Consider the following 14659-nt stretch of genomic DNA (forward strand, 5'->3'; position numbering starts at 1 on the left):
CAGGAGTCGTCCTCCGAGTCCACCAACCTGAGCGCCGCGCTCGTCCTGTGGGGCTCCGCCACCGGCGACACCGGCCTGCGCGCCCCGGGCCCCGCCATGCCCTCCGACCGGGAGGTCCCGCACCGCGGGACCCCCACCCGCACCCACGTCCCGTCACCCGAAGGTGGTTCGTACGCGATGAAGGAAGAACACATACCGGGAGCACCAGTACCGTCCGGCTTCCCCGGGCCCGGCCGCCCGGTGACGTTCGCCCGCCGACCGCTCGCCCTCACCCTCCTCGGCCCGCTCGACATCCGCGTGCACGGCAGATCCGCCCTGCCCCGCGCGGCCAAGCAGCGGCAGATCTTCGCCCTGCTGGCGGTCCAGGGCAACCGGATCGTCTCCACCGACACCCTGATCGAGGAACTCTGGGACGGCCGCCCGCCGGCCTCCGCCCGCACCGCGCTGCAGACCTACATCGGCCAGATGCGGCAGAGCCTCGCGGACCTGCGCGGCGTGGACCGCCGCACGGTGGCCGCCGACCTCCTGGTGACCGAGGAGAACGGCTACGTCCTGAGGACCGACCCCCAGGACCTCGACCTCCACCACTTCAAGTCGAAACTGTGCGCGGGCACCGCCCTGCTCAACGAGGGACGCCCGCACGAGGCCCACCCCCTCCTCAGGGACGCCCTCGACCTGTGGCACGGCCGCCCCATGGAGAACGTCCGCACCGGCTCCGTCCTCGGCGCCTACGCCCACCACCTCGAAGGACTGCGGCTCTCCGCCGCCGAGCACCTCGCCCGCGTCCGGATCGAGCTCGGCGCCTACCACGAGGCCCAGAGCGGGCTGAGCGAACTGTGCGCGCAGTACCCGCTGAACGAGGAACTGCAGGCGCTGCGGATGACGGCCCTGTGCGGCTGCGGCCGCCGCGACGCCGCCCTCGACTCCTACCTCCTGTTCCGGCAGCGCATCCTCGACACCCTCGGCATGGACCCCTCGCCGCACCTGGTCGACCTCCAGCGCTCCATTCTCAGCGGCCACCGCCCGCTGACCGCCGCGGCCGCCTGACCGCCGCCCGCGACCCGCGCCGGTCGCGCGTTCTTTCCCAAGTCGGCGTTGCCGCCGCCCCGCCGGACGACGGACAGTGAAGTCCCGTCGCGCACCGGGCCGTTCCCGCTTCCGCAGAGTCCGCCTTGAGTCGGGTGTGAGCCCCTGCCGGAAGGCTGACGTGCCGTCCACGAACTCCGCCGGCGCGCGCCCGATCCGGCCCGCGACGGCCAGTCGCACCCCACCGATGGAGCCCCGATGAGTCTGAACGTGCCAGGCCGGCCGGCCCGGCAAGCCCCTCCCGCGCTCGTGCTCGCAGCCGTCTGCGCGGCTGTGCTCGTGCTTCCGGCCTCACTCACCGGCGCCTCGGTGGCGCTGCCCGACATCAGCGCCGAACTGGACGCCGGATACGGCCCGCTCCAGTGGGTCGTCAACGCGTACAACGTGACCTTCGCGACCTTCATGCTGGCCTCGGGCGGCGTCGCCGACCTGATCGGCCGGCGCAAGGTCTTCGTCTTCGGCACCGTCGTCTTCGGCGCCTGCTCGCTGGTCAGCGCCCTCGCCTCCGACATCTACCTGCTGGACGTCATGCGCGGCCTGTCCGGCCTGGGCGCCGCCGCGATGCTCACCTCCGGCAGCGCGATGCTCGCCACCGTCTTCCAGGGCGCCGCCCTCGGCCGGGCGTTCGCGCTCTTCGGCACCGCCGCGGGCGCCGGCCTGGCCCTCGGCCCCACCACCGCCGGCTGGCTGGTCGGGGCGTTCGGCTGGCGCGGCGTCTTCCTCTCGCACCTCGTCGTCGCGCTCGCCGTCCTGTGCGTCGCGCCGTTCCTGCCCGAGTCGCGCGACCCGAAGGCCGGCGGCGTCGACTGGGCGGGCACGCTCACCTTCACCGGCGGACTGTTCCTGCTCACCCTCGCCGTCGTCGAAGGCCCCCGGTACGGCTGGACGGGCGGGCCGGTGCTCGCCATGGCGGCCGGGTTCGCCGTCCTGATGGGCGCGTTCGTCGCCGTCGAGCGCCGCCGGCGCCGCCCGATGGTCGACCTCAGCCTGCTGCGCCAGCCCCGCTTCGTCGCCCTCTGCCTGCTGCCGGTCGTCGCCGCGTTCGGCTTCGTCAGCCTGGTCGTCCTGCTGCCCTCGTACTTCATCGGCGCCGGCGGCATCTCCAGCGGCGCCGCCGGCACCCGGGTCCTGCTGCTGACCCTGCCCGTCCTGCTGCTCCCGCTCGCCGGCGCCTGGCTGGCCCGGCGCACCCGCTCGACCCGGTTCGTCCTGGCCCTGAGCCTGCTGCTGATGGCGGCCGGCGCGGCCTGGCTCGCCCTGGTCCTCAGCCCCACGGCGAGCACGGCGGCCCTCCTGGGCCCGCTGCTGCTCATCGGCAGCGGCATGGGCCTGAACGCGGGCATCATCGACGGCGCCGCCGTCGGCTCCGTCGAACCGGCCCGGGCCGGCATGGCCGCCGGCATGTTCAACACCACCCGGCTGGCCGGCGAGGCCATCGCCATCGCCGTCATGGGCGCCGTCCTGGTCAGCCTCACCCGCGGCAACCTGGCCGGGGCCGACTCCTTCGACGGCGTCGCCGGGCAGGACACCGGGGCCCTCGCGGACCGGCTCGCCCAGGGCGACCTCGCGTCGGCCGCCGAGGCGGCGGCCCCCGCCGCCCGCACCGGCTTCACGGACTTCCTGCTCGCCGGCTACACCGACGCCTTCCACACCGCCCTGTGGTGCCTGACCGGCATCACCGCGCTCGGCGCCGTCGTGGTCGCCCTGCTGCTGCCCGCCCGCGACGAGGCCCCCGCACCGCAGGAGGCCCCCGAGACCCCGGCCGACACCGGCAAGGACCGCGCCCCCGTCGAGGTGTGACGGCCCCGCCGCCCGGGACCACGGGTGCGGGCCCGCCGCCGAGCGCCGGGCCCGCACCCGCCCGGGCGACACCCCCCGAGTCCCCGAGTCCCGAGTCCCCGTCAAGAGTCCACCGAGGAAGCACATGAAGGACAACGCGGCGGCCGAGGCCGTCCCGCCCAAGCCCGTACTCGTCGTCGGCGCCGGCCCCGTCGGCCTGGCCGTCACCACCGACCTGGCCCGCCGCGGCGTCCCGGTCCGCTGCGTCGACCGCGCCGCCGAACGCTCGCCCCTCACCAAGGCGCTGGGCGTCTGGCCGCGCAGCGTCGAGATCCTCGACAAGCTCGGCGCCCGCGGCGCGGCCCCCACCCGCGGACTGCGCGTGGACTCGTTCCGCTACTACTCCGGCAACCGCCCGGTCGCCCGCCTGCGGTTCCCCGACCGCACCGCCCCGCTGATCCTGCCGCAGCCGGACGTCGAGGCCATCCTCGGCGACTGCCTCGACGCGACGGACGCGCGGGTGGAACGCGGCGTCCAGCTGCTCGACCTCGACCAGGACGAGCAGGGCGTCAAGGCCCGGCTCCGCGACGCCCGGGGCGACGAGACCGTCGAGGAGTTCTCCTGGGTCGTCGGCTGCGACGGCGCCGGAAGCACCGTCCGCAACCTCACCGGCATCGCCTTCGAAGGCGCCACCTACCCCCACACCTTCGTCGTCGCGGACGTCGGCCTCGAAGGCGACCTCAAGCACGACGACAACCACTACTACTGCTCCCCGCGCGGCATCCTCGTCATCGCGGGACTCCCCGACGGCCAGTACCGCGTCTTCACCTCCGCGCCCCCCGGCCTCGCCCCGGCGGACGTCACCCTCGACGTCGTGCAGCGGCTCGTCGACGAACGCGGCCCCGGCGGGCTGCGCCTCGTCCACGAGAACTGGATCAGCGCCTTCTCCGTCCACGCGCGGCACGCCGAGACCACCCGGAGCGGACGGGTCCTGCTGGCCGGCGACGCCGCCCACATCCACAGCCCCGCCGGCGGCCAGGGCCTCAACACCGGCCTGTACGACGCGCACAACCTCGCCTGGAAGCTCGCCCTCGTCTGGCACGGCGACGCCGACGCCGGACTGCTCGACACCTACGTGCGCGAGCGCGGCGCCGCCGCCCAGGACGTGGTCCGCCAGGCCGACCGGCAGACCCGGGCGTGGCTGCTGCAGAAGCCCCACCAGGTGCTCCTGCGCGACCTGGCCCTGCGGGCCGGCTCGGCCCTGCGCCTGGCCCACTGGTCCTACACCTCCACCCTCGCCGGGTTCCGGACCGTCTACGCGACGGCCGAGCGCCCCGGCACCGGCCGGGGCGGCTTCCGCTCCGGGGCGCTGCTGCCCGACCGCACGGTCCGGGACGGCGCCACCGGCCGCCGCACCACCCTGCGCCGGGCCCTGTCCGACCTCACCCACACCGTCCTCGTCCTCGACCCGCCGGACGAGGGGGCGCCCCGGCTGCGGGCCGAACTGGAGGCGCTGCGCGCCCGGTTCGGGGACCGGCTGACCGTACGCGTCCTCGACACCTCCCGGCGCGCCCTCGCCGCGCCCGGCGCCTGGCCGCGCCCCCCGCGGCCCGGCCTGCCGCGCCGCCCCCTGCTCGTCCTGGTGCGGCCCGACCACCACGTCGACGCGGTCCGCCCGCTCTCCGGCGCCGCCGGCCTCGGCGACCGGCTCGCCACCGTCCTCGGCCGCCGCGGCGGCGCGCGGACCCCGGCCCCCACGGGCGCCTGACACCCCGCGCGCCGCGCCCCCGCGGCCCGCGGACCCACCGAACCCGAGAACCCACCGAACCCGAGAACCCACCGAACCCGAGAACCCACCGAACCCGAGAACCCACCGAACCCGAGAACCGAGAACCAGGAGCACACCCCATGTCCCCGATCCCCGACAGCCACGTCGACCTCCTCGAACGCCCGCTCTTCGGCCACCTGGCCACCGTCCGGCCCGACGGCAGCCCGCACGTGAACCCCGTCTGGTACCTGTGGGACGGCGAGCGCCTGTGGTTCACCACCTCCACCGACCGGTTCAAGTACCGCAACATCGCCAAGGACCCGCGCGTCTCCCTCTCGGTCAACGACCCGGACCAGCCCTACCGGTACGTCGAGGTCCGCGGCGTCGTGGACCGCGTGGAGCCCGACCCCTCCACCGACGGGTTCTTCCGCCTCGCGGACCGGTACGGGCTGTCGGTCGCCCGCCCCCTCGCCGACGCCCCGACCCGGGTCCTGCTCGGCCTCAAGCCCTCCCACGCCACCTTCCAGTAGCCCCTCCAGCCCCCCAGCAGCCCGTTCCGGAAAGGCCAACGCCCCCATGAAGTCCGTCAGGCTCGCCGCCGCAGCCGCCCTCGCCGGCACCGTCCTGCTCGCCCCCGCAGCCGCGCACGCCGGCGCCGAACCGGCCGCGGCCCCCGCCACCGCCGCCGTCTCCGCCGCCGCCCACTTCCCGGGCGCGTGGCCGCAGCGGCTGGTCGGCACCGCCGCCTCGCTGCACCCCGAGGGCATCGCGTGGGACCCCACCCGCGGGGCGCTGCTCGTGAGCTCCGTCCGCCACGGCACGGTCTCGGTGGTGCGGCGGGACGGCAGCGTCCGCACCCTGGTCCGCGACCCCGGTGTCATCTCCAGCTACGGCATCCAGGTCGACGCCGCCCGCGGCCGCCTCTACGTCGCGTACGCCGACCTCGGCGTCGCCGAGCGGTCCACCCCCGAGACCGCCCTGCGCGTCGGGGGAGTGGGGGTCTTCGACCTCGCCACCGGCCGCCGCCTCCACCTGGTCGACCTGACCCGCCTCGACCCCGGCCGGGCCGCGTACGCCGTCAACGACGTGACCGTGGCACCCGACGGCACCGCCTACGTCTCCGACGTCTTCAGCGACGCCGTGTACCGGGTGGACCGCAAGGGCCGGGCCTCGGTCCTGGTGCGCGACGCGGCGCTCACCGACGGCAAGGGCACCGGCATCAACGGCATCGCCTACCACCGCGGCGGCTTCCTGCTCGGCGTCAACACCGGCGACGGCCGGCTGGTGCGGATCCCGCTGCGCGACCCCGCCGTCCACACCGTCGCCCTCGACACCGAACTCCTCGGCGGCGACGGCCTCGCCGTCCGGCGGGACGGCTCCGTCGTCTCGGTCACCAACTCGCTGGGCAGCCCCGCCGGACACGACGCCGTGCGGGTCCTGCGCTCCACCGACGGATGGCGCAGCGCCCGCGCCGAGCACACCACCCCGTGGCCCGAGCGCGGCCCCTCCACCGTGGCCCTCACCCCGTACGGGAGCTATGTGCTCAGCGGACGCCTGGAGGTCGTCTTCGGGCCGGGGAACCCGACCGCGGACGACTTCGTCGCCAGGAAGTTCGGGTGACGGCCGGGCCGGGCGCGACCCGCCCCCACCCCGCCGCACCCGCGTCCCCCGCCCCTCCCGGCCCCCTCGCTCCCGGCGATTCCCGCGACCCCTTCGACCCCTTCGCGGGGTTCGTCGACGAGCTCAACGCCGGACTGCGCCGCAGCGCCCTCCGCCTGCGGGCCAGGACGCAGGCCCCCGCCGCCCCCGCGCCGCGGGAGACCGTCCCCCGCCCGGTGGACGAGGCCGCGTTCACGCCGGCCCTCGGCCTGCTGCACCTGGGCGCGAAGCGCCTGTCCGCCCCGGCCGTCCCCCGGCGCGCCACCGGACACCGGGCCGCCTGACACCGGCCCACCGCCCCCCTCCCCCCTTTCCCCCCTTTCCCCCCCTTCCCCCACCCCCCACGTTCCGATCGACCGAGGGAGCGGCCGAGATCCTCGGCCGCTCCCTCGGCATGTCCGCGCACCCCCGTTCCCGCCGCCGGGCCGGCCGCAGAGGCCCGCTTGAGTCGGTCATGAGGACGGGCGGCGAAGGTGAAGTCCGAGCCGAGAAGCGCGGCTCCGTCCGCCAGATGCTGCACGCAAGGAGAATCCGTATGACGGTCACCACCGGCGTCGCCGACGTCCGGCCGCGGCCCGAGGAACTCAGGTACGTCCAGACCGTCGACCGGTCCATGGTCCACCGGGACGCGCTCAGCGAGGTGTTCCTCACCGACTCCCAGCAGATCGCCCCCCACCGCTACCTCGCCGCGGCGCAGCTGCCGCCCACCCACGCCTACTACACCGACCACCTGCTGAGCGGCCTGCCCGACCCGCTGCTGCTCCTGGAGAGCTGCCGGCAGGCGGAGACGTACGGCGGGCACGCGTACTTCGGCGTCCCCCGCGACACCAAGTTCATCCTGCGGTCCTGGCGGGTCGACCTCCCCGGCCTGCTCGCGGCCCGCGGCACCGCCGGCCCCGCCCCGCTGGTCATGGACGTCACGACCCTGGGCCGCCGCGGCCCGGCCGGCCGGCTGCGCGCGCTGACCTACGCCAGCGACGTGCAGCTCGCCGGCCACCACCTCGGCGACGTCCGCATCGACGTCGGCTACCTGGGCTCCGAGAGCTACGCCCTGCTCCGCGCCGACCAGCGCGGCGGCACGCCGCCGCCGTCGTCCACCGCGCTGCGCGCCACGCCCCCCGGGCTCGCCCCCGACCTCGTCGGCCGGACCCAGCGGGCCAACGTCGTCCTCGACACGGTGCACCTGGAGACCGGCGGCGCCGTGGCCACCGTCCGCCTGCCCGTGGACCACCCCAGCATGTTCGACCACGCCCAGGACCACCTGCCGGGCATGGTGCTCATGGAGGCGGCCCGCCAGCTGGCCCTGGTCGCCGGCGGGCACCACCACGGGACGCCGCCCACCCGCACCACCGTCGCGGGCTTCGCCTTCGACTTCAGCCGCTACGCGGAGCTGGACGCCCCCGTCACCGCGCGGCTGCGGACCGGCCTCCCGGCCGAAGCCGTCCTCGCCGACGCGCTGCCCGAGGTCCACACGTACGCCGTGGAGTTCCTCCAGCACGGCGCCGTCATCGCCCAGGGCGGGATCAGCACCACCACCCTGCCCGCCGGCGCGGAGACCCGGGCATGAGGGTCGCCGGACGGATCACCATCACGGCCCCCACGGCCTGGCTGCCGCCGGCCGCCGTGACCGCGGCCGACGCGCTCGCCGAGGGCCGCATCAAGGAGGAGGACGCCGAGGCCACCGGCTACCGCTCCCTCCCCGTCGCCACCGACCTCGCCCCGCCCCAGCTCGCCGCCCGCGCGGCGCGCCGCGCCTACCGGCGGGCCGGCCGCACCCCCGGCGACACCGACGCCGTCCTGCACGCCTGGATCCACCACCAGGGACACGACTTCTGGTCACCGGCGCACTACGTGGCGCACGAGGCCGGAGCGCTGGACGCCGTCCCGATCGGCATCCAGCAGATGTGCAACGGCGGTGCCGCGGCCCTGGAGACCGCCGCCACGCGCCTGCTGTCCGGGCAGTCGTCCCGCACGGTCCTCGTCACCACGGCCGACCGCTTCGACGACGCCGCGTTCGACCGCTGGCGCGGCGACTACGGACTCTGGTACGGCGACGCCGGCACCGCCGCCCTCCTCCACGGCACCCTCGACGCACCCGACCCCGACGCCCCCGCGCTGCTGCTCCACTCGGTCGTCACCGTCGCCGCGCCGGCCCTGGAGACGATGCACCGGGGCGACGACCCGTTCTCCGAGGTGCCCCGCCCCCACGGGGCGCGCATCGACGTGCGCCGCACCAAGCGGGCCTTCCTCCGGCGCCACGGCAAGGACGCCCTGGCCGAGGTGGTCCGCGACAAGGTCGCCGAGGTGCTGCGGACCGCCCTCGACGAGGCCGGGACGGCCCCGGGCGGCCCCCGTCCGGCCGCGGTCGTCCTGCCCCGCCTCGGCCGGGCCGCCCTCACCGACGTGTACGGGCCGGTCGTGCGCGGCGTCACCGACGCCCCGCTCCTCGACCTCGGCGCCGACACCGGCCACCTGGGCGCCGGTGACGTGCTCGCCAACCTGGCCGACCTGACCGAGGGCCCGCACCGCCTCGCCCCGGGGGAGTACGCCGTGCTGCTCGGCGCGGGCGGCGGCTTCACCTGGTCCTGCCTCGTCGTCCAGCGACCGCCCCAGAGCCACGTCCCGGAAAGGAACCCGCGGTGACCGCGACCCTCCCCGCCCCCCGAGCCGCCGTCGTGGCCGGACTCGGCGGCTGGATACCCCACCGTGCCGTCGACAACGACGAACTGGCGCGCACCCTGGACACGTCGGACACCTGGATCCGCACCCGCACCGGCATCCGGCGGCGCTACACCATCGCCCCCGGCGAGGCCACCTCCGACCTGGCGGTCGAGGCCGGCCGGCGCGCGCTGAAGTCCGCCGGGGCCGCCGACGCCGACGCGCTGGTCCTGGCCACCAGCACCCCCGACCAGCCCTGCCCGGCCACCGCCCCGCAGGTGGCGGCCCGGCTCGGGCTCGGACCGGTGCCGGCCTTCGACGTGAACGCCGTCTGCACGGGCTTCGTCTACGCGCTGGCCACCGCGGCGGGACTGATCGCCACCGGCACCGCCGAACGGGTCCTGGTCATCGGCGCCGACACCTTCTCCACCATCCTCGCCCCGGACGACCGCACCACCCGCGCCATCTTCGGCGACGGCGCCGGCGCCGTCCTGCTGCGCGCCGGGGACCGCTCCGAGCCGGGCGCCCTGCTCGACTTCGACCTCGGCAGCGAGGGCGAGCAGGCCGAGCTGATCCAGGTGCCTGCGGGCGGCTCCCGCCAGCGGTCCACCGGACTCGCCGCGCCCGCCCGGGACCACTGCTTCACCATGCAGGGCCGCCCGGTCTTCATGCACGCGGTGCTCCGCATGAGCGCCTCGACGCAGAAGCTGATCGACCGCCAGGAGTGGGGCACCCCCGACAAGCTGGTGGCCCACCAGGCGAACATCCGCATCCTCAACGCCGTCGGCGACCAGCTCGGCCTCGGCGAGGAGCAGGTGGTGGCCAACCTGGACCGGGTGGGCAACACCGTCGCCGGCTCCATCCCGCTCGCCCTCGCCGACGCCGTCACCGACGGGCGGCTCGCCCCCGGCGAGCGCGTCGTCCTCACGGGCTTCGGCGGCGGACTCACCTGGGGGTCGGCGGCCCTGGTCTGGCCCGACCTCCCCGTGGAGGCGCTGCCCCACCAGCCGCCGGCCGCCTGACCGGCCCCCGTACCCCCCACCCCCCACACCCATCCCCACCCCCCACACACGACTCACCTCGACCGTCGGCCTCCGCCGACCGCATGACCGAACCGAAAGGAACCCACTGTGGACGCGCTCAAGACCCGCCTCGCCGAACTGCTCAACGACAAGTTCGGCGTCCCCGTCGAGGAGGCCACCTCCGGCGCCACCTTCGAGGACCTCGACGTCGACTCGCTCGTGATCGTCGAGTTCTTCCTGGCCATCAGGAAGGAGTGGGGCGTCCAGCTCTCCGACGGCGACCTGAAGGCCTCGAACACCCTCGACGACGCGGTCGCCCTGGTCGCGTCGAAGGGCGTCACGGTCTGATGCCCCTCACCCACCACAACGTCGCCGTGACCGGGATCGGCCTGGTCACCCCGGCCGGCCTGGGGACGGAAGCGAGCTGGGCGACCATCCGGGACGGCGTCCCCACCGCCTCCCACGACCCCGCGCTCGCCGGCCTCGGCTGCGACCTCTCCTGCCGGGTGCCCGGTTTCGACGCGACCGCCCTGCTCGGCCGGCGCACCGCCTGGCGGCTCGACCGGTTCACCCACCTCGCCCTCGTCGCCGCCCGCGAGGCGGTCGCCGACGCGGGCCTCGACCCCGGTACGTGGGACGGCGCCCGGGTGGCCGTCGTCCTCGGCAACTCCCTGGGCGGCACCGCCACCACGGAGGAGCAGTACCGCACCTACTACGGCGGCGCGCCCGACGAGGTCTCCCCGCTGACCGTGCCGAAGAGCATGTCCAACATGGTCGCCGGATACGTGGCGATGGACCTCGGGGCCCGCGGGCCGAGCCTGGTCACTGCCACCGCCTGCGCCTCCGGCAGCACCGCCATCGGCACCGCGCGGCAGCTCCTGGTCCTCGGCCAGTGCGACATCGCCGTGGTGGGCGGCACCGAGTCCGCCCTCACTCCGGCGACGGTCACCGCCCTGCACCACATGGGCGCGCTGACCCGGCGCACCCGCGAACCGGACCGGGCCTCCCGCCCGTTCGACGCGGACCGGGACGGCTTCGTGCCCGCCGAGGGCGCCGGCGTCCTCGTCCTGGAGCGCGAGGCCGACGCGGCGGCGCGCGGGGCCGCCCCGTACGCGTTCGTCCGCGGCTTCGGCGCCTCCTCGGACGCCCACCACGCCACGGCCCCCGACCCCGAGGGGGCCGGGATCGAACGGGCGGTGCGCGCCGCGCTCGCCGACGCCGGTCTCGCGCCCGGCGACATCGCGCACGTCAACGCCCACGGCACCTCCACCCCGCTGAACGACGCGACCGAGGCCACGGCGCTCGGCCGGGTCTTCGGCCACGGCGCCGCCGTCACCTCGGTCAAGGGCGTCACGGGCCACACCCTGGCCGCCGCGGGCGCCGTCGAGGCCGCGGTCACGGCGCTCACCCTGCACCACGGCGTCATCCCGCCCACGGCCGGCACGGTCTCCGTCGACCCCGCCATCGATCTGGACATCGTCCTGGAGGCCCCCCGCAAGTCCGCCCCGCAGGCCGCGGTGAGCACCTCGCTCGGCTTCGGCGGACACAACGCGGCCCTGGTCCTCACCACGGCCTGAGCGACGGCCCGGACAACGGTCCGGGCCATGGCCCGAACCATCGAGAAAGGATGCTCATGTCCCCCTCCGCCGTCGTCCTGGCCGCCCCCGGCGGCCTGGGCGCCATCGGCGCCGAACTCGCCGTCCGGGCCGCTGCGGGACAGCTGGCCGTGACCGTCGTGACCGACGATCGCACCACGGTGGGCGCCGCGTACGACCGGCTCGAACGGACCCTGCTCCAGTGGGCCGGGGAGCGACGGCTGCTCGCCCCGGAACGCCTGCTGGACACCCGTGCCGCCCTGACCGTCGTCACCTTCGACGAGGTGCGGGACGAGGCCGGCGTCGCGGTGGAGGTCTGCGAGCGCCCGCACGAGCGGGCCCGTACGCTCGCCCGGCTCGCCGCCGCCCACCCCGGCGCCCTGCTGGTGAGCACCGGCCTCGTCGAGACGGTGCGCGGCGTGTGCCCGCCCGGCGCGGCCGGCCGGACCGTCGGACTGCGGCCCCTCTTCCCGGACCGCGCCCGCGCGTTCGAGGTCGCGACGACCCTCGACACGGTGCCGGAGGCGGCCCGGCGCGCCGAGGCGTTCGTGAAGGCCCTCGGCGCCCAGCCGGTCCTGGCCGACGACCGGCCCGGCGGCGTCGCCCCGGCCCTCGTCCTCGGCCTCGCCAACCGCGCCGCCCGCATGGCGGGCAGCCGGTACGCGAGCGCGGACACCGTCGACACGGCCCTCGGCCTCGGCTGCGGCCTGGCCACGGGGCCGCTGCGGATGCTCGACGAGATCGGCCTGGACGCGGCGGGCGACGCGCTCGACGCGCTCCACCGGGCGACCGGGAACCCGGCGTTCGACCCGGCGCCCGAACTCGGCCGGCTCGTCGCCGACGGCCGGTACGGGGTGCGGAGCGGGCACGGCTTCCACCGGTACCGGACGACCGGCCCCGAGGACGCCGGCGCACCCGCCGACGCCCCCCGGGCCCACGGCCTCACCGGCACCCCGACCGTCGGCGTCATCGGCACCGGCACCATGGCGCGGGGCATCGCCGAGGCCTTCCTGCGGGCGGGGCTCCCGGTCGTCCAGTCCGCCCGGACGCCGCAGCGCGCCGCCGAGACCCGGGAGGCGCTCGCCGACCGGTTCGGCGACGCCGCCGACACCCTCCTGGCCGGCTGGACCGGCGCCGCCGGCCTGGAGGCGGCGGCACGGTGCGACCTCGTGGTGGAGGCGGTCGTCGAGGACCCGGACGTCAAACGGGAGCTGTTCGCCGCCCTCGGCCGGCTGGCCCCCGCGCACGCGGTGCTGGCCACCAGCACGTCGAGCCTGTCCGTCGCCGACCTCGCGGCGGCCGGCGGCCGCGCCGCCGACGTCGTCGGACTGCACTTCTTCAACCCCGCCCCCACCAACCCCCTCGTCGAGGTCGTCACCACCGCCGCCACCTCGCCCCGCGCCGAACGGCTCGCCCTCGACGTGTGCGCGCACCTCGGCAAACGGGCCGTCCGCTGCGCCGACCGCACCGGATTCGTCGTCAACGCCCTGCTGTTCCCGTACCTCAACGACGTCCTGCGCGCCGTCGAGGAAGGCGTCGACCCGGCCCTGGTCAACAAAGTCGCGAAGACAATCGCAGGTTTCCCTGTCGGGCCGACGCGGCTGCTCGACATCGTGGGAACCGATGTGGCGCTGGAGATCCAGCGCCGCCTCCACGAGGAGTCCCCGCACGGCGAACCGCGCCCGGCGCGGCTGCTGCGCGACCTGGTCGCCAGCGGCCACCTCGGGGCCAAGAACCGGCGCCCCGTGCAGCGCTTCCTCGACGCCAGGCTCGCCCTGACCCCCGCCGCGTGACCGCCGACCGATCCCTACGCACCCCAAGGAAGACCCTCATGAAGCTCCGCCACAAGGCAGTCGCCGCCGCCTTCGGCCTGATCGCCCTCCTCGGCACGACGACCGCGGCCCGCGCCGCCGCCGACGCCGACGCCCCCGCGCCGGCCGCCGCCACCCCCGCCGCCACCCCGGCCGCCGACGTCCCCAAGCCGGTCGCCGAGATACTCGGCCGGGGCACCACCTCCGCCCCCTTCAAGGTCTCCTCCCGCGCCCCCCGCGAGTTCGTCGCGCGGAAGGTCACCATCCCGCCGGGCGCGCAGACCGGCTGGCACTACCACGAGGGCGAGCAGATCGTCGTCCAGGTCTCCGGGACCGTCGAACGCCTCGACGAGAACTGCGAGGTGGAGATCCACACGGCCGGGGACGCCTACGTCGAGCCGGTCGGCGCGCGGCACATCCACAACGGCATCAACCGGGGCACCGAGCCCGTGGTGTTCTACGTGACCGACGTGATCCCCGGCGGAGCGCCGTTCTCCGTGCCGGCCGCCGCCCCCTCCTGCGCCGCCGATGAGTGACCGCGCCGGACGGCCGCGCATCGCGGCGGCGTTCTTCGACGTCGACGAGACGCTGATCACCGTCAAGAGCATGTTCGGCTTCCTCGCCTTCCACCTGCGGGACCGGGGCCTCGGCCAGGACGCCTACGACCGCGCCGAGAAGGAGCTCAAGGACCTCGCCGCGCAGGGCGTGCCGCGGGAGGAGACCAACCGCCTGTACTACCGGCACTTCGCCGGCCGCGAGGCCGCCGAGGTGGCGGAGCAGGGCAGGCGCTGGTTCGCCCGGGAACTGGCCCGGGACGGCTTCTTCCACCCCCGCACCCTGCACCACCTGCGCGCCCACCGCGGGGAGGGGGCGGTCATCTCGCTCGTCTCCGGATCGTTCCCCGCCTGTCTGGACCCCATCGCCGCGCACGTGGGCGCCCACCGCGTCCTGTGCACCCGGCCGCGCGTCGAGAACGGCGTGTACACCGGCGAACTCGACGGCGAACCGGTGATCGGCGAGGGCAAGGCACGGGCGGTCCGCCGCACCCAGGCCGAACTCGGCATCGACGCCGACGCCTGCGCGGCCTACGGGGACCACGGCTCCGACCTGCCGATGCTCCTGACGGCCCGCCGCAGGATCGTCGTCGGCACGGACCCGGCCCTCCTCGGCCACCTCCCCGGTTCCGGATGGTCACGCCTGTACCAGGCGGCGTGAGACCCCCACCGCCGGCGGCGGGGCGCCCCCCCCGCCCCCCGCCCCCCCCCGCCCCCCGCCCCCGCC

Annotated in this window: 14 protein-coding genes; all 14 read left to right on the forward strand. The window is 76.0% G+C overall.

Annotation, left to right across the window (positions count from 1 at the left end):
* Nucleotides 1-1047 (forward strand): BTAD domain-containing putative transcriptional regulator (locus AB0E83_RS32910; RefSeq protein WP_362120057.1); only part of this gene is annotated, 1047 nt, incomplete at its 5' end.
* A gap of 237 nt (nucleotides 1048-1284) precedes the next feature.
* The gene (locus AB0E83_RS32915) at nucleotides 1285-2886 is read left to right on the forward strand and encodes an MFS transporter (protein ID WP_362120059.1); all 1602 of its coding nucleotides are present in this window, start codon (nucleotides 1285-1287) and stop codon (nucleotides 2884-2886) included.
* A 124-nt stretch (nucleotides 2887-3010) separates the two neighbouring features.
* The gene (locus tag AB0E83_RS32920) at nucleotides 3011-4633 is read left to right on the forward strand and encodes an FAD-dependent monooxygenase (protein ID WP_362120061.1); all 1623 of its coding nucleotides are present in this window, start codon (nucleotides 3011-3013) and stop codon (nucleotides 4631-4633) included.
* A 140-nt stretch (nucleotides 4634-4773) separates the two neighbouring features.
* A complete protein-coding gene (locus tag AB0E83_RS32925; protein WP_362120063.1) occupies nucleotides 4774-5163 on the forward strand; it encodes a PPOX class F420-dependent oxidoreductase in 390 nt (129 codons plus the stop codon).
* A gap of 46 nt (nucleotides 5164-5209) precedes the next feature.
* A complete protein-coding gene (locus tag AB0E83_RS32930) occupies nucleotides 5210-6253 on the forward strand; it encodes an SMP-30/gluconolactonase/LRE family protein (RefSeq protein ID WP_362120067.1) in 1044 nt (347 codons plus the stop codon).
* Complete coding sequence (locus AB0E83_RS32935) at nucleotides 6250-6576, forward strand: hypothetical protein (RefSeq protein ID WP_362120069.1); 327 nt, start codon at nucleotides 6250-6252, stop codon at nucleotides 6574-6576. The genes AB0E83_RS32930 and AB0E83_RS32935 overlap by 4 nt, the downstream gene beginning before the upstream one ends.
* Before the next feature lie 251 nt (nucleotides 6577-6827).
* On the forward strand, nucleotides 6828-7859 hold the full coding sequence (locus AB0E83_RS32940; RefSeq protein ID WP_362120071.1) for an AfsA-related hotdog domain-containing protein: 1032 nt from the start codon (nucleotides 6828-6830) through the stop codon (nucleotides 7857-7859).
* Nucleotides 7856-8935 (forward strand): 3-oxoacyl-ACP synthase, encoded by a 1080-nt coding sequence (locus tag AB0E83_RS32945; protein WP_362120073.1) that lies wholly within the window; start codon nucleotides 7856-7858, stop codon nucleotides 8933-8935. The genes AB0E83_RS32940 and AB0E83_RS32945 overlap by 4 nt, the downstream gene beginning before the upstream one ends.
* Nucleotides 8932-9972, forward strand: a complete 1041-nt coding sequence (locus AB0E83_RS32950; RefSeq protein WP_362120075.1) for a beta-ketoacyl-ACP synthase III — start codon at nucleotides 8932-8934, stop codon at nucleotides 9970-9972. Before AB0E83_RS32945 ends, AB0E83_RS32950 begins: the two co-directional genes overlap by 4 nt.
* Before the next feature lie 108 nt (nucleotides 9973-10080).
* The gene (locus tag AB0E83_RS32955) at nucleotides 10081-10320 is read left to right on the forward strand and encodes an acyl carrier protein (protein ID WP_362120077.1); all 240 of its coding nucleotides are present in this window, start codon (nucleotides 10081-10083) and stop codon (nucleotides 10318-10320) included.
* Nucleotides 10320-11549, forward strand: a complete 1230-nt coding sequence (locus tag AB0E83_RS32960; protein WP_362120079.1) for a beta-ketoacyl-[acyl-carrier-protein] synthase family protein — start codon at nucleotides 10320-10322, stop codon at nucleotides 11547-11549. Before AB0E83_RS32955 ends, AB0E83_RS32960 begins: the two co-directional genes overlap by 1 nt.
* Nucleotides 11550-11605: 56 nt before the next feature.
* On the forward strand, nucleotides 11606-13360 hold the full coding sequence (locus AB0E83_RS32965) for a 3-hydroxyacyl-CoA dehydrogenase NAD-binding domain-containing protein (protein WP_362120081.1): 1755 nt from the start codon (nucleotides 11606-11608) through the stop codon (nucleotides 13358-13360).
* Nucleotides 13361-13398: 38 nt separating this feature from the next.
* Nucleotides 13399-13914: a cupin domain-containing protein gene (locus AB0E83_RS32970; RefSeq protein ID WP_362120083.1), complete on the forward strand. Its 516-nt coding sequence runs from the start codon at nucleotides 13399-13401 to the stop codon at nucleotides 13912-13914.
* Nucleotides 13907-14593, forward strand: a complete 687-nt coding sequence (locus AB0E83_RS32975) for an HAD-IB family hydrolase (RefSeq protein WP_362120085.1) — start codon at nucleotides 13907-13909, stop codon at nucleotides 14591-14593. The genes AB0E83_RS32970 and AB0E83_RS32975 overlap by 8 nt, the downstream gene beginning before the upstream one ends.
* Nucleotides 14594-14659: the final 66 nt, after the last annotated feature.

It is taken from the genome of Streptomyces sp. NPDC035033, from assembly GCF_040636735.1.
Taxonomy (GTDB): Bacteria; Actinomycetota; Actinomycetes; order Streptomycetales; family Streptomycetaceae; genus Streptomyces.

What these genes read in the sequence shown, in the direction of transcription:
- AB0E83_RS32915 (WP_362120059.1), top strand. Translation starts at nt 1,285, where the DNA reads ATGAGTCTGAACGTGCCAGGCCGGCCGGCCCGGCAAGCCCCTCCCGCG.
- AB0E83_RS32920 (WP_362120061.1), top strand. Translation starts at nt 3,011, where the DNA reads ATGAAGGACAACGCGGCGGCCGAGGCCGTCCCGCCCAAGCCCGTACTC.
- AB0E83_RS32925 (WP_362120063.1), top strand. Translation starts at nt 4,774, where the DNA reads ATGTCCCCGATCCCCGACAGCCACGTCGACCTCCTCGAACGCCCGCTC.
- AB0E83_RS32930 (WP_362120067.1), top strand. Translation starts at nt 5,210, where the DNA reads ATGAAGTCCGTCAGGCTCGCCGCCGCAGCCGCCCTCGCCGGCACCGTC.
- AB0E83_RS32940 (WP_362120071.1), top strand. Translation starts at nt 6,828, where the DNA reads ATGACGGTCACCACCGGCGTCGCCGACGTCCGGCCGCGGCCCGAGGAA.
- AB0E83_RS32945 (WP_362120073.1), top strand. Translation starts at nt 7,856, where the DNA reads ATGAGGGTCGCCGGACGGATCACCATCACGGCCCCCACGGCCTGGCTG.
- AB0E83_RS32960 (WP_362120079.1), top strand. Translation starts at nt 10,320, where the DNA reads ATGCCCCTCACCCACCACAACGTCGCCGTGACCGGGATCGGCCTGGTC.
- AB0E83_RS32965 (WP_362120081.1), top strand. Translation starts at nt 11,606, where the DNA reads ATGTCCCCCTCCGCCGTCGTCCTGGCCGCCCCCGGCGGCCTGGGCGCC.
- AB0E83_RS32970 (WP_362120083.1), top strand. Translation starts at nt 13,399, where the DNA reads ATGAAGCTCCGCCACAAGGCAGTCGCCGCCGCCTTCGGCCTGATCGCC.
- AB0E83_RS32975 (WP_362120085.1), top strand. Translation starts at nt 13,907, where the DNA reads ATGAGTGACCGCGCCGGACGGCCGCGCATCGCGGCGGCGTTCTTCGAC.